Annotated in this window: 14 protein-coding genes; 7 read left to right on the forward strand and 7 right to left on the reverse strand. The window is 43.6% G+C overall.

Annotation, left to right across the window (positions count from 1 at the left end; genetic code table 11):
* Positions 1 to 145 precede the first annotated feature (145 nt).
* From vcdP to L4C32_RS15510, 7 genes are all read left to right on the forward strand, one after another.
* Complete coding sequence (vcdP, locus tag L4C32_RS20805; RefSeq protein WP_489672088.1) at positions 146 to 232, forward strand: small protein VcdP; 87 nt, start codon at positions 146 to 148, stop codon at positions 230 to 232.
* Between the two features lie 257 nt (positions 233 to 489).
* The gene (locus L4C32_RS15485; protein WP_428197800.1) at positions 490 to 1,782 is read left to right on the forward strand and encodes an NCS2 family permease; all 1,293 of its coding nucleotides are present in this window, start codon (positions 490 to 492) and stop codon (positions 1,780 to 1,782) included.
* A gap of 42 nt (positions 1,783 to 1,824) precedes the next feature.
* Positions 1,825 to 2,283, forward strand: coding sequence for a xanthine phosphoribosyltransferase (gpt, locus tag L4C32_RS15490; protein WP_428197801.1), 459 nt, complete (start codon positions 1,825 to 1,827; stop codon positions 2,281 to 2,283).
* A gap of 110 nt (positions 2,284 to 2,393) precedes the next feature.
* Positions 2,394 to 3,644 carry an esterase FrsA gene (gene frsA / locus L4C32_RS15495; protein WP_428197802.1) on the forward strand — a complete coding sequence of 417 codons (1,251 nt, stop codon included), beginning with the start codon at positions 2,394 to 2,396 and terminating at the stop codon, positions 3,642 to 3,644.
* A 96-nt stretch (positions 3,645 to 3,740) separates the two neighbouring features.
* The gene (gene crl / locus L4C32_RS15500) at positions 3,741 to 4,121 is read left to right on the forward strand and encodes a sigma factor-binding protein Crl (RefSeq protein WP_428197803.1); all 381 of its coding nucleotides are present in this window, start codon (positions 3,741 to 3,743) and stop codon (positions 4,119 to 4,121) included.
* Positions 4,122 to 4,230: 109 nt separating this feature from the next.
* A complete protein-coding gene (gene proB, locus L4C32_RS15505; protein WP_428197804.1) occupies positions 4,231 to 5,337 on the forward strand; it encodes a glutamate 5-kinase in 1,107 nt (368 codons plus the stop codon).
* A gap of 11 nt (positions 5,338 to 5,348) precedes the next feature.
* Complete coding sequence (locus tag L4C32_RS15510) at positions 5,349 to 6,605, forward strand: glutamate-5-semialdehyde dehydrogenase (protein WP_428197805.1); 1,257 nt, start codon at positions 5,349 to 5,351, stop codon at positions 6,603 to 6,605.
* A gap of 68 nt (positions 6,606 to 6,673) precedes the next feature.
* On the opposite strand, the gene lipA is transcribed toward L4C32_RS15510, so the two are convergent.
* From lipA to mrdA, 7 genes are all read right to left on the reverse strand, one after another.
* A complete protein-coding gene (gene lipA, locus L4C32_RS15515; protein ID WP_428197806.1) occupies positions 6,674 to 7,639 on the reverse strand; it encodes a lipoyl synthase in 966 nt (321 codons plus the stop codon).
* A complete protein-coding gene (gene lipB / locus L4C32_RS15520; RefSeq protein ID WP_428197823.1) occupies positions 7,636 to 8,301 on the reverse strand; it encodes a lipoyl(octanoyl) transferase LipB in 666 nt (221 codons plus the stop codon). Before lipB ends, lipA begins: the two co-directional genes overlap by 4 nt.
* Before the next feature lie 12 nt (positions 8,302 to 8,313).
* Positions 8,314 to 8,583, reverse strand: a complete 270-nt coding sequence (ybeD, locus tag L4C32_RS15525; RefSeq protein WP_428197807.1) for a DUF493 family protein YbeD — start codon at positions 8,581 to 8,583, stop codon at positions 8,314 to 8,316.
* Positions 8,584 to 8,724: 141 nt separating this feature from the next.
* Positions 8,725 to 9,900 (reverse strand): serine hydrolase, encoded by a 1,176-nt coding sequence (locus tag L4C32_RS15530; RefSeq protein ID WP_428197808.1) that lies wholly within the window; start codon positions 9,898 to 9,900, stop codon positions 8,725 to 8,727.
* A gap of 122 nt (positions 9,901 to 10,022) precedes the next feature.
* A complete protein-coding gene (locus L4C32_RS15535) occupies positions 10,023 to 10,844 on the reverse strand; it encodes a septal ring lytic transglycosylase RlpA family protein (protein ID WP_428197809.1) in 822 nt (273 codons plus the stop codon).
* The gene (gene rodA / locus L4C32_RS15540) at positions 10,844 to 11,965 is read right to left on the reverse strand and encodes a rod shape-determining protein RodA (RefSeq protein ID WP_428197810.1); all 1,122 of its coding nucleotides are present in this window, start codon (positions 11,963 to 11,965) and stop codon (positions 10,844 to 10,846) included. Before rodA ends, L4C32_RS15535 begins: the two co-directional genes overlap by 1 nt.
* Positions 11,962 to 13,854, reverse strand: coding sequence for a penicillin-binding protein 2 (mrdA, locus tag L4C32_RS15545; protein WP_428197811.1), 1,893 nt, complete (start codon positions 13,852 to 13,854; stop codon positions 11,962 to 11,964). Before mrdA ends, rodA begins: the two co-directional genes overlap by 4 nt.

Consider the following 13,854-nt stretch of genomic DNA (forward strand, 5'->3'; position numbering starts at 1 on the left):
GTATCATATTTATCCTATAATACAACCTGCTTCAGGCAAATGTATATAAATGCTCAAAGGATGAGTCCGAATATCGCCTCCAAGGAACCGAGAACGACCGAATCATCTGATTCGACTTTGTTTTTATTACGATTAGGAGATTGCTATGAAAGGCACTAATTCTTCAAGTTACTGGAATACCCGTTCAATTTATACCAGTAATTTTAAGTACCCAACTAGCTTTGGCTACTAAATAAATCTTCATAACCATTTGTGTTATTTTTTCACCGCCGTCTACTATTAGACTGGCGGTTTTTTTTGTCTGCTGATCTCCCCACTATACGTCGCTAACAGCAATATAAGCTCTCATTGAACATTGATATAACTATTAGTTTTATCAATTATATTTGTGATAAGAACTAGATATTAACAGGTCTAATCACTATAATTGCACGCAATCGATTACGTAATCGTTTACTTAACCGTATAATTTCCCTAGGAAGCGAGACAATGCTAGAAAAGCTATTTCAACTGAAAGCCAATAACACCACTTTTCGTACAGAAGTGATTGCTGGGTTAACCACCTTTTTAACCATGGCGTACATCATTTTTGTTAATCCGGCGATTCTTGCTGATGCAGGGATGGACAGGGGCTCAGTATTTGTTGCTACCTGTTTAGCTGCAGCTATTGGTTGTTTCATTATGGGACTCGTGGCGAATTACCCAATTGCTCAAGCACCCGGTATGGGGCTAAATGCCTTCTTTACTTATACTGTGGTACTCGGTATGGGGCATACATGGCAAGTGGCATTGGCTGCGGTATTTATCTCGGGCTTGCTTTTTATCTTGCTGAGTATTTTTAAGATTCGTGAGTGGATCATTAACGCTATCCCAATGGCTCTTAGAACCGGGATCTCAGCGGGTATCGGCCTTTTTCTTGCGTTGATAGCGCTGAAAAATGCAGGCATTGTGGTTGATAATCCAGCGACGCTAGTTTCTATGGGCGATGTGACACACCTTCACCCGATTCTTGCTGCCGTTGGCTTTTTTATCACTATCGCGTTAGTTGATCGTGGTTTCAAAGCCGCAGTCATGATTGCGATTATTGCGGTGACTGCACTAGGGCTGATTTTTGGTGATGTTCAATATGCAGGCGTTATGTCAATGCCGCCAAGCCTTGCACCGACATTTTTACAATTGGATTTCTCTGGTGCACTGGATGTTGGTCTAATTTCTGTTATTTTTGCTTTTTTATTCGTTGATCTATTTGATACTGCTGGCACCTTAGTCGGGGTTTCACAAAAAGCGAACTTAGTGGGTAAAGATGGAAAAATTCCTCGTTTAAACAGAGCCTTATTAGCAGATAGTACGGCGACCTCTGTTGGGGCACTATTGGGAACGTCAAATACCACCTCATATATAGAGAGTGTTGCGGGTGTTTCTGCTGGTGGTCGTACAGGATTAACTGCAGTAGTTGTTGGCATTTTGTTTCTACTTGCTCTATTCTTCTCGCCACTTGCAGGTATGGTTCCTGCGTATGCAACAGCAGGTGCGCTATTTTACGTAGCCATTTTAATGATGTCTGGTTTAGTCAGTATTGATTGGAGAGACTTAACAGAGGCTGCACCCGTAGTGGTTGTATGCTTGTTAATGCCGCTAACTTTCTCTATTGCTAATGGAATCGCTCTTGGTTTTATCTCTTACGCGGTGATCAAACTGTTAAGTGGTAAAGGCCGTGATGTTCATATCAGTGTCTGGGTATTGGCCATTGTTTTTGCATTAAAATTTACGTTCATGATGTAGTGGGCACTTAGTAAAGTTACTCTTTAGAGGTTTGTCAGAAAAATGACTAATAAGTTTATAATTACTTGGGATAACATGCAGACGTATACGCGACAGCTAGCTGAGCGTCAACTTCCTGCAGAGCAGTGGAAAGGGATTATTGCCGTTAGCCGTGGTGGATTAGTGCCAGCCGCAATTTTGGCAAGAGAGCTTAATATTCGTTATGTTGATACGGTTTGTATCTCTAGCTACGATCATGACCACCAACGTGATATGACCGTTCTTAAAGCGGTTGAAGGCGATGGTGAAGGCTTCTTGATTGTTGACGATTTAGTCGACAGCGGTGAGACAGCGATTAAACTTCGTGAAATGTACCCGAAAGGTAAATTGATCACAGTATGTGCAAAACCTGCCGGTAAACACTTGGTGGATGAGTACGTGGTTGATATCCCTCAAGAGACGTGGATTGAGCAGCCATGGGATATGGCTGTCACCTTTGTTGATCCTATCTGCAAAGGGTAAGAACCCTAACTCGTTTTATCAATGGCCTCTTCAATAGAGGTCATTTTTTTTGTCTGAAATAAGCGATATACTCACCTGAGGTATTAGACCGTTTTCCTCCGGAGTATTAAATGACAGATTCTGATAGCCAGAACTTATCCACGGCTCTATTTAAAAAGAATAAACAGACAGCAGAAACATCCACTATCGTCAATTATCTGCCGAGTAGTCAAACGATTCTTGATCAGAGGATGGAGTTAATCACCAGTAACTGTTGGTACCGAGATCTTAGACGACCTCAGTGGAGCTGGCAGGGCGTTGATCCTATAGAACTGGAGTTTATCCTCTCGCATATTGCAGTATCTGATAAAGAGAGAACCATACCATTCATGCTGGATACGGTTCCCGGTTATCGAACTGGAAACTGGGCTTATGAGTGGACAAAAGCGGCCACGAAGTACAAAAAGTTAGCGGAGACGCAACAAGGTGAAGAGGCGGCTGAGTCGCTGTTTACCGCGAGCCTCTATTTCAGCATTGCCGGGTACCCGCACCTCAAAGGGGATGCGCTTGCTGATCAAGCGCAACTGCTAGCAAACCGTGCTTATAAAGACGCAATCGATCACTCTTCCTATATCATAAAAGTGATTGAAGTGCCGTATAAAGGCAAGATGATCAAGGCGAACCTCCACCTTCCTCATACTGATAACCCCCTACCAGTAGTGATGGTTAGTGGGGGGTTAGACTCTTTGCAAACCGACATGTGGCGTTTTTTCCGAGATTATCTAGGGCCAAATGGATTGGCAATGTTGACGTTAGATATGCCATCAGTTGGGCTGAGCAGTCATTGGCCACTGAGTGAAGATTCTAGCTGCTTACACCAAGCGGTGTTGAATCACCTCAAACAGGTTCCTTGGGTTGATGATACTAATGTCGCTGTGGTCGGTTTCCGTTTCGGCGGAAATGTTGCAATACGTCTCTCCTTTATTGAGCAGAACAAAATTAAAGCGTGTGTGGCGTTAGGCGCTCCGGTTCATAAAGCCTACTCTGATGCCAAAAAACTCTCTCAGTTACCCAAGATGTACCTCGATGTCATCGCTTCTCGTGTGGGTAAGCGCTCAGTAGATATAAACAGCTTAGCGACCCATATGAATGCATGGTCATTAAAAAATCAAGGCTTCTTTAGAGGAAGAAAAGCACCGGTGAAGATTTTATCGTTAAATCTTGAAGGGGACCCAATTTCCAATTTAGAAGATAACAAAGTGGTTGCTCGTCATAGTCAGGGAGGAGAAGCGGTAGAGATATCCTCGAAAACCCTACATGCAGGTTATGATGAAGCGCTTGATATGACTTTGGCGTGGGTAAAAGAGGCATTAGATTGTTGAGTTAATTATGGTTTTTTTGAACAAAATGACTTTTATCTTGTTGTAAATATGTTAATTTAATTGTAGACACTAGCAAAACTAAGGAAGGAAGTGCTTATGACTACAACTTTTAAAGTTCCTACTCAAGGTCGTCTTCAGTCTACGTTTTTAGCATTAGGCCCCTATTTGAGGAAGCTGAAAACCGAAGAGAATTGCTATTTTTTTGATAGCTTGGGTGTCTGTCTAGACGTTGAAGCAGAACCAGATAAACGAGAGTTCTGGGGCTGGTGGTTCAAACTCACCGTAGAAGAGAGTGGCTGCACAGCTCACTACAAATTTGGTCTCTATGATCTTGACGGTGAGTGGCAGCCAAAAAAAGTACCGAAAGAGCACCACGCTGAGCTACAAACCTTGCTAGACGAATTTATTGAAAAATTGGCAGAATCACTAAAAAGTAATTTTGACCTCGATATTACAGTGAAAAAAACTGCTGTTTGACGCTATTAGTTTAAAAATGACCTGAATTCACCTTTTCCACTTGTTATCTGCTCAGTAGATTGATAAAAACAGTGTTCTGAGCATGTAATTTGGAAAAGTGAATTTACGGATGTGTGGTAAGCAACAAACAATCGTCGTTAAGTTAGGGACCAGTGTACTCACCGGTGGCAGTTTATCATTAGATAAAGCGCACATGGTTGAGTTGGTTCGTCAGTGTGCCGTGTTGAAAAAACAGGGACACAAAATCATTGTTGTCACTTCAGGTGCCATTGCCGCAGGGCGAGAACACTTAAACTACCCCGAATTACCCAAAACCATGGCTAATAAGCAGTTGTTAGCTGCTGTTGGTCAAAGTTGTCTAATCCAAGCGTGGGAAAGTCTGTTTAACCTCTACAACATTCATGTTGGCCAGATGCTATTAACTCGTGCTGATCTTGATGACCGTGAGCGCTACCTTAATGCACGAGATATGCTTAATGCACTGTTAAAGCATGACATTGTACCTATTGTGAATGAGAATGATGCGGTGGCGACCACTGAGATCAAGGTGGGGGATAACGACAACTTGTCAGCACTTGTGGGCATTCTTGCTGGCGCGGATAAGTTGCTGTTATTGACCGACCAGCCGGGCCTATTTACTGCAGACCCTAGAAGCAACCCGAATGCGGAGTTAATTCGTGAAGTGCATACCATTGATGAAACCCTGCGAAAAATAGCAGGTGGTAGCGGCACCACATTAGGGACTGGTGGCATGGCGACTAAACTACAAGCTGCTGATGTAGCTAGACGTGCAGGTATTGAGGTTATCGTGGCAGCAGGCAGTGCTACAAACGTCATCATCGACAGTGTTGAGTCGCAATCACACGGTACTCGTTTTTTGCCTTTAGAGTGCGCTTTAGAGAGCCGAAAGCGTTGGATTCTAGCAGGCCCTCCACAAGCGGGAGATATCATCATTGATGATGGGGCGGTGAAAGCGGTTCAAGAGCGTGGCAGCAGCCTGCTTGCAAAAGGAATTACTCAAGTAAAAGGTGTATTTCAACGCGGTGAAGTGGCAAGAATTACCACCCAATCCGGCGTGTTAGTCGCACGAGGCATTTCAAGATACTCAAGTGAAGATCTAAACAAAATTTTAGGCCTTCACAGTCAAGATATTTATAGCGCTTTAGGTTATGAGTATGGACCTGCCATTCATAGAGATGATCTGGTATTAATTTAAAAGGAAGTCGTGTGAGTTTATTAGCGATGGGACAAGCAGCCAAACAAGCTGCATTCGAGTTGTCGACAGTATCGACAGCACAAAAAAACAGAGCACTCTCAATCATTGCCGATGAACTAGAGCGTAATATGGCGGTTATTTTATCCGCTAATGGTAAAGACATTGATGCAGCTAAAGAGGCAGGATTACCTGCTGCAATGATAGATCGTTTATTACTGACAGAGCAAAGATTGACTGATATTGCCAGTGATGTTCGTAATGTCATTAGCCTTAATGATCCTGTTGGCAGTGAGATGGACAGTAAAATATTAGAGAACGGCATGGCTTTATCACGTCGCCGTGTGCCAATCGGGGTGATTGGCGTTATCTATGAAGCGCGTCCTAATGTCACTATCGATATTGCTGCTTTATGTTTAAAAACAGGGAATGCCAGCATTCTTCGAGGTGGAAAAGAGACCTTCTTCTCCAACATGGAGCTGGTCAAGGTGATTCAGGTCGCCCTAGAGAAAGCGAATTTACCAGCCGCATCGGTGCAGTATATTGATAAACCCGATCGTGAATTGGTCTCCGAACTCCTGCGTTTGGACGATTACGTTGATATGATCATTCCTCGTGGCGGCGCTGGCTTGCACAAAATGTGTAAAGAGAACAGTTCAATTCCCGTCATTATCGGCGGCTTTGGTATCAGTCATATCTTTGTTGATGAGAGTGCCGATCTTGAAAAAGCACTGGCAGTGGTTGAAAACTCGAAAGTTCAACGTCCATCGGCATGTAATGCGCTGGATACCCTGTTAGTGCATGAGAGTGTTGCTGAAGCATTTTTACCTCTGTTGGTCGAAAAGCTTAACGGTCAAGTATCGTTAGTGGCTGAGACTAAAGCGCACTCAATTTTACAAGCTTGCGACGCGGCTGATTTAGCTGCTGCAAAAGAGGATGATTTCGACACAGAGTGGTTGAGTTATACCTTAGGGGTGAAAGTAGTCGCGGATGTTAAAGAGGCAGCCGCGCACATGCAAACCCACAACGCCAGCCACTCTGATGCGATCATGACCAATGATATTCAATCGGCGGAGTTTTTCATTAACTCGGCGGGTTCTGCGGCGGTTTATGTCAACGCCTCCACCCGTTTTACCGATGGTGCTCAATTTGGTTTAGGCGCTGAAGTTGCCGTTTCTACCCAGAAACTCCACGCCCGTGGCCCAATGGGATTGGAAGAGTTAACCAGTTATAAGTGGGTGGGCAAAGCAAACTACCTGGTTCGACCTTAGTCTCTGTTCAGACATAAAAAAGAGGCAGACAATGATGCATTGTCTGCCTCTTTTCTTTTGTCTCTCTATTACTTAATCTCTTTTCCTTGTGCTTGCATATCGGCGTGGTAGGAAGAGCGCACAAACGGGCCACAAGCGGCGTGCGTAAAGCCAAGCTCTAGTGCAATCTCTTTTAACGCATCAAACTCTTCAGGCGGAACATAGCGCTCTACTGGAAGGTGATGGCGACTTGGTGCTAGGTACTGACCAAGAGTTAACATGGTGACTCCATGCTCACGAAGATCTTTAAGAACTTCAACAATCTCCTCTTTAGTCTCACCTAACCCCATCATCACACCCGATTTCGTTGGGACATCAGGGTGCTGCTGTTTGAATTTCTTCAACAGATCCAGTGACCACTTATAGTTCGCGCCAGGGCGAGCTTTGCGGTATAGACGAGGCGCCGTTTCAAGGTTGTGGTTAAAAACATCCGGTGGATTGTTTTTTAGTAAATCCAGAGCAACATCCATGCGGCCACGGAAATCAGGCACTAAGGTTTCGATGTGAATCTCAGGGTTTAACGCCTTAATCTCACGATTACAGTCAGCAAAATGTTGTGCACCACCATCTCGAAGATCATCGCGATCCACGGAGGTAATCACCACATATTTTAGCTTCATATCTCTGATGGTTTGAGCCAGTTTCTTCGGCTCTTGTGCATCAGGCGTATTTGGTCGGCCATGGGCTACGTCACAAAACGGGCAGCGGCGAGTACAAATAGCACCCAAAATCATAAAGGTAGCGGTACCGTGATTAAAACACTCAGCAAGGTTAGGGCAAGAGGCCTCTTCACAGACTGAGTTTAGGTTGTTTTTACGCAGTGCTGATTTGATGTCTTGAATACGCTTACTGTCAGCAGGCAGCTTGATCTTCATCCAACTGGGTTTACGCAAAACGTCTTTACGTTCAGTCACTACATTTTTTACCGGGATAAGAGCCATTTTATCGGCGTCACGGTACTTGACCCCTTTTTCCATCTGTATTGGTTTACTCATGATTCATCTCTACCTGTAACGTCGCTATCCATTTCATACTGAACCGATTGATAGTCCAGCAATGTCGCTAATTCTTGAATGAGTACCGGTTCAACCTCTGACAGCTGAGCCGGGCCACCTTGAGTACTGACCTGTGTCATCTCCATTCCTGCATAACCACATGGATTAATTTGCAAAAACGGGGTTAAATCCATATTAATGTTTAAGGCCAGTCCATGAAAAGAGCAGCCTTTTCGAATTCGTAACCCTAACGAGCATATTTTTTTGTTATTGACATAAACACCAGGTGCATCAGGTCGAGCTGCCGATGCAATGTCAAACGTTGCTAATGTATTGATCACCGTATTTTCAATATGGGTGACTAGATCTCTAACCCCTAATTTTTTTCGGCGAAGATTAATCATGACATAAGCGACGAGTTGACCTGGACCATGGTAAGTAACTTGGCCACCGCGATCACTTTTTACGATCGGGATACTGCTCGACTGGAGGATATGCTCCTCTTTTCCCGCTTGACCTTGAGTAAAGACGGGGTTGTGTTCGACTAACCAGATTTCATCCAGGCTGTTCTCATCACGACTGTCAGTAAAGTCATGCATTGCTTGCCAGACAGGTTGATAATCTTGACGACCTAAATGCTTTATTCTGAGTGTTGTCACAATGATTACCTGTAGTTATAGCACCATACGTACGATGTCGATGTCACCCAACTCTTTATATAGAATCTCAACTTGTTCAATTGAGGTTGCAGTGATGGTTACCGATACGGCGTGATAAGTGCCTTTACCACTTGGTCTAACGGTTGGACTGTAGTCGCCAGGAGCATGTCGCTGAATGACTTCTAAAACAAGTTCAGGAAGCTCTGGTTTAGCATAACCCATTACTTTGTATGAAAACTGGCATGGAAACTCTAGTAAATCTTTGAGTTTGGCTTGCTCGGTCATGGTCTACTCCAAGTGTGTACAAATAATCTAAAACTTTGGTGGGAATAGTACTGGTTGAGGGGCTAGTTGACAAGATCAAAAAAGGCGGGGATTAGCCGCCTAATAGTTATTCAATAGATTACAGTGAAAGCATTAGCAATACTATTTAAACCAACCTTGCACCATTAGCACAATGTAATCGATCAAACGGCTAAAAAAGCCACCCTCTTCAACATCGTTTAAAGCCAACAGTGGGTACTCTGCAATGTCGTTTCCATCGACTTGGTAGTAGAGTTTACCAACGACTTCACCTTTGCTTAGTGGTGCGGATAGCTCTTTTTCTAACACAAAGCTCGCTTTTAGTTTCTTCGCTTGACCGCGAGGAAGGGTAACAAAAGTATCTTCGGCAACCCCTAGATTTACTTCGTCAGTTTTACCCATCCAGATCTTTTCAGTTACGAAAGTTTCATCTGCTTTATGAGGTGAGACTGTTTCGAAGAAGCGGAAGCCGTAGTTTAGAAGCTTCTTACTTTCAGCTTTACGAGCGTTACCACTTTTGGTGCCCATAATGACACTGACTAAACGCATTTTTCCTTCAGTTGCTGAACTAACAAGGCTGAAACCAGCTTTGTCTGTATGACCAGTTTTAATGCCATCCACATTCATACTCTTATCCCACAACAGACCATTTCGGTTGTACTGGGTAATGCCGTTGTAAGTGAACGATTTTTCTGAATAGACACGGTACTCTTCAGGCACATCACGTATTAGCGCTTGAGCAAGCAGAGCCATATCACGTGGTGTGGTATATAGGTTGTTGTTGTCTAGCCCATGGACATTTGCGAAATGGGTATCTTTCATACCAATCTTCTGGGCCCAAGCGTTCATCAAATCAACGAATGCATCTTCTGAGCCAGCGACATGTTCAGCCATCGCGACACAAGCATCATTTCCAGATTGAATGATAATACCTTTATTCAATTCACTGACTTTGACTATAGAGCCCACTTCGATGAACATTTTAGAAGAGCCAGGGAAGTTTTTCGCCCACGCATTTTTACTGATAACTACATCGTCATCTAACGAGATATTTCCGCTTTCTAACTCTTGGCCGATAACGTAACTGGTCATCATTTTGGTTAAGCTTGCAGGATGAAGGCGTTTGTCTATATTGGATTCTGCAATGACTTTACCGGAATTAAAATCCATTAATACAAACCCTTTTGCCGCAATAGAGGGTGCATTCGGTACAACGGTTGGGGCTGAGATGGCAAAGCTCGAAGAGAGCATTAAGGTTGATAATATCAGAGCTTTACACTGCTTTAAGGAAATTTTCATGATGGTAATAGCTACACTCAATAGGAATTGTGAATTAGCGCCATCATACCAGAGTTCATGATTAGAATCACATAGCAGGATTGGCGTTCGAGTTTTAAGAGTATTTGGTATTATTTGAAAGCCTACTCAGATTTATTTTGTTGTTTTTCTTGACTAATAAAGGCTGTTTTGTAATTAGAAGCTCTCACTTTTTTTAACAGTTCTGTGGCTTTTTCATGTTCAACAAATGGACCTAACCGAATTCTGTAAATAGAATTCACCTGTTTAATGTCGGTAGGTGACTCAAAAGTTTGACCTAAGTTCTTGGCTAAAGTTCTTGAAGAGTCAATATTTTTTCCGGCCGCCACTTGTATGTAGTAGTAATCAGGAAACGGAGGTAACCAATCTTCAATATTGTCAGGTTTCTCAACGGTAATGACCTCTATTTTAACTCTAGCGGTTCCTGTTTTAAGTACGTCTAACTTCGAGGCCGCAGCATAGCTTAAATCGGTAATTCGACCGGCATGAAATGGACCTCTATCATTCACTCTTACGATCGCTGTTTTACCATTATCCTTATTGGTCACTCTAATGTAGCTGGGAATCGGTAAGGTTTTATGAGCAGCCGTCATTTTATACATGTCGTACACTTCACCATTAGAGGTCGTATGTCCATGAAACTTGCTGCCATACCAAGAAGTCAGGCCCTCTTGTGTAAATCCTCTTGGTGTTTTCACTATGGTGTAATCAATACCACGTAAACGATAGTCTTTATTACCATATAAGCTTTTTTGTTCATAAACAGGAATGGCATCGGCGGTGGCGAACTCTGGAATATCAGCATTCTCAGGGGCGATATCATGCTCTAAGCTATAACGACCCGCATTAGGATCATCGTTATTATTAGACGGTGTTGTACCACATGCCGTCAGCATGAATGTGAAAATAATGAGCAGTAAACGCATTAAGAAGCCTTAGATAACATTTTTCTGTGGGTGTGAATGGACATTAATATGCCAAATCCTGCCATGAGAGTCACCATGGAGGTGCCACCATAACTGATCAGCGGCAGTGGAACACCTACTACGGGTAAGATTCCACTTACCATTCCAATATTTACGAAAATATAGACAAAAAAGCTCAACACAATACTGCCTGCCATCATGCGGCCAAACGCCGTTTGTGCTTGGCTCGCTAAAATAAGGCCACGGCAGATAATAAACAGATATAACGCCAGTAACATCGTGACACCAATTAAGCCCCACTCCTCGGCGATAACGGCAAAAATAAAATCGGTGTGTCTTTCTGGAATAAATTCGAGTTGAGACTGAGTACCTTGTAACCACCCTTTGCCTAACAGCCCACCTGACCCGATCGCAATTTTAGATTGAATAATGTGATAACCCGCGCCGAGAGGATCCGACTCTGGATTAAATAGAGTCTGTACACGCACCTTCTGGTAATCGCGCATTAGGAAAAACCACAAAATTGGAATAAATCCACCCACCGCAACGGCAGAAAGACTAATGATTTTCCAACTGATACCCGCTAAGAAAATGACAAAAATACCTGAAGCAGCGATTAAGATAGAGGTACCGAGATCCGGTTGTTTGGCAATCAAGATGGTCGGAATAAACACCATAATCAGCGCAGCAAACAATGTTTTGACCGTAGGAGGGAGCGGCTTTGAACCAATATAGTGGGCAACCATTAACGGAACCGCAAGCTTTAGTAGTTCTGATGGCTGAAATCGAACAAAACCCAAATTGAGCCAACGCTGTGCTCCTTTGGACGATTCACCGAAAAATAACACCCCTAAAAGCAACATAATGCCAACGAAAAATAGATAGGGCGCAGCACCTTCATAGGTTCGCGGTGGGATTTGAGCCAGTATTAGCATGACCACTAAGGCCAGCCCCATTCTCATTACTTGGCGATCTATCATTGCCCAGTTTTGGCCACTGGCACTGTACATGATGAGTAAACCAAACCCCATTAGACAGAGAATGCCCAGCAATAGAGGGAGATCAATATGAATACGTTCAAAGAATGATTTTCCGCCGTTTGCGTTGTGATCAATTCTCATTGCTTACTCTCTTTATCAGTCTCTTTATCAGTCTTTTTTTCTAACAGCATGTGGTCAAATACTTTACGAGCGATTGGTGCACCTTGACTTGAACCACCTCCGGCATTTTCAAGAACGATAGAGAAAACAGCGACAGGGTCCTCTACCGGTGCAAACGAGGTGTAGAGAGCGTGATCGCGTAGATGTTCAGAGAGATCCTCTGCATTGTACTCTTGGTCCTCTTTTAAACCGAAGACCTGAGCTGTGCCTGATTTTCCCGCCGATTGATAAGAGCTGCCATAAAACGCTCGGCGTGCCGTCCCTTTCTTACCATGGTTAACCAGATGCATACCCTCGATGGCCAGATCCCAATATTTATCTTTAACACCATCGATGGATGGGTAAGCTTCGATCTGAGCAGGCGTCTCAATGCCTTGATCGTTAGAACTTCGTAATAAATGAGGCGCAATCACCTTGCCGCGATTGACCAATACAGAGGTTGCTTTAGCGATTTGCATCGGTGTCGCTGTCCAGTAGCCTTGTCCAATGCCTACAGGAATGGTATCACCTTGATACCATGGTGTACGGTGGCGGATCATCTTCCACTCTCTGGTGGGCATATTGGCTTTGCTCTCTTCTCGGATATCTAGACCAGTGTAATCTCCAAAGCCAAATTTCATCATCCAAGTGGATATTCTATCGATACCTAAATCAAAGGCGACTTGATAGAAGAAGGTGTCGACAGATTCTTCTATCGACTGTTTTAAATTGACCCGACCATGTCCCCAGCGTAACCAATCTCTAAATGGTTTGGTTTTTGAGTTAGGCAACTTCCAATATCCGGGGTCATTTCTGGTGGTGTACGGCGTTACCACGCCCTCTTCAAGTGCAGCTACTGCAATAAAAGGCTTAATGGTCGATGCTGGAGGGTAGATACCGAGTGTGGCTCGATTTACCAATGGTCGATTAGGATCCTCTAGCAGTGCGTTGTAAGCCTTACTGGATATGCCGTGTACAAATAGGTTAGGGTCGTAGCTTGGGCTTGATACCATGACCGTGACACCATTATCTTTAGGATCTAAGACAATGGCGGCTCCGCGACGATTATTCATCTGCTGCTCAACAAATAATTGCAGTTCGATATCTAAACTTAGAGTGAGATCTTTTCCTGGAATCGGCGGCACGTACTTGAGGGTACGAATGATGCGACCTCGGCTATTGACTTCAACCTCTTGGTATCCAGCCGTACCGTGCAGTTCACTTTCATAGAAGCGTTCAATGCCCAGTTTGCCAATATCGCGGGTTGCTTGGTAGTTGGCGGATTTCTCTTCACGCTCTAAACGCGCAATGTCTCTATCATTAATTTTAGATACATAACCAAGAACATGTGTTAATGAGGAACCATATGGATAGTAACGCTTTAAGTACGCTTTGATTTCAATGCCGGGGAATTGGTGTTGATTAACAGAAAATATGGCAACTTGCTGCTCATTTATTTGCGTCAATAGCGGGACGGATTTAAATCGGCGAGTGTGTCTGCGCTCTCGATCAAAACTGGCGATATTTTGATCGGTGATCGTTAAGTATTGACGGAGTTTAGCTATTGTCTCGTCAATATTATCAATCTTTTCTGGGGTTAATTCTAAATTAAATACCGGACGGTTTTCAGCCAGTAAAATACCATTTCGGTCGTAAATTAACCCACGGTTAGGGGAGATCGGCACTACTTTAATGCGGTTGTCATTGGAGCGAGTTTTGTAATCTTGGAAGTTGTTTACCTGGATATTGTATAGATTGGTCAACAATACCGCTATTAGGACGATAATACCGATAAATGAGACGATCGCACGTCGAACAAACAGTCTGGACTCTGCTTGAAAATCTCGAATTTGAATGCGCTTATGTCTCAT

This window comes from Aliivibrio kagoshimensis (assembly GCF_050337105.1).
Classification (GTDB): domain Bacteria; phylum Pseudomonadota; class Gammaproteobacteria; order Enterobacterales; family Vibrionaceae; genus Aliivibrio_A; species Aliivibrio_A kagoshimensis.

Excerpts from the sequence above, each read along its gene's own strand:
- L4C32_RS15535 (WP_428197809.1), bottom strand. The coding sequence starts at position 10,844 with ATGCGTTTACTGCTCATTATTTTCACATTCATGCTGACGGCATGTGGT.
- rodA (WP_428197810.1), bottom strand. The coding sequence starts at position 11,965 with ATGAGAATTGATCACAACGCAAACGGCGGAAAATCATTCTTTGAACGT.
- frsA (WP_428197802.1), top strand. The coding sequence starts at position 2,394 with ATGACAGATTCTGATAGCCAGAACTTATCCACGGCTCTATTTAAAAAG.
- L4C32_RS15530 (WP_428197808.1), bottom strand. The coding sequence starts at position 9,900 with ATGAAAATTTCCTTAAAGCAGTGTAAAGCTCTGATATTATCAACCTTA.
- crl (WP_428197803.1), top strand. The coding sequence starts at position 3,741 with ATGACTACAACTTTTAAAGTTCCTACTCAAGGTCGTCTTCAGTCTACG.
- L4C32_RS15485 (WP_428197800.1), top strand. The coding sequence starts at position 490 with ATGCTAGAAAAGCTATTTCAACTGAAAGCCAATAACACCACTTTTCGT.
- gpt (WP_428197801.1), top strand. The coding sequence starts at position 1,825 with ATGACTAATAAGTTTATAATTACTTGGGATAACATGCAGACGTATACG.
- mrdA (WP_428197811.1), bottom strand. The coding sequence starts at position 13,854 with ATGAGACATAAGCGCATTCAAATTCGAGATTTTCAAGCAGAGTCCAGA.
- proB (WP_428197804.1), top strand. The coding sequence starts at position 4,231 with ATGTGTGGTAAGCAACAAACAATCGTCGTTAAGTTAGGGACCAGTGTA.
- lipA (WP_428197806.1), bottom strand. The coding sequence starts at position 7,639 with ATGAGTAAACCAATACAGATGGAAAAAGGGGTCAAGTACCGTGACGCC.
- ybeD (WP_428197807.1), bottom strand. The coding sequence starts at position 8,583 with ATGACCGAGCAAGCCAAACTCAAAGATTTACTAGAGTTTCCATGCCAG.
- vcdP (WP_489672088.1), top strand. The coding sequence starts at position 146 with ATGAAAGGCACTAATTCTTCAAGTTACTGGAATACCCGTTCAATTTAT.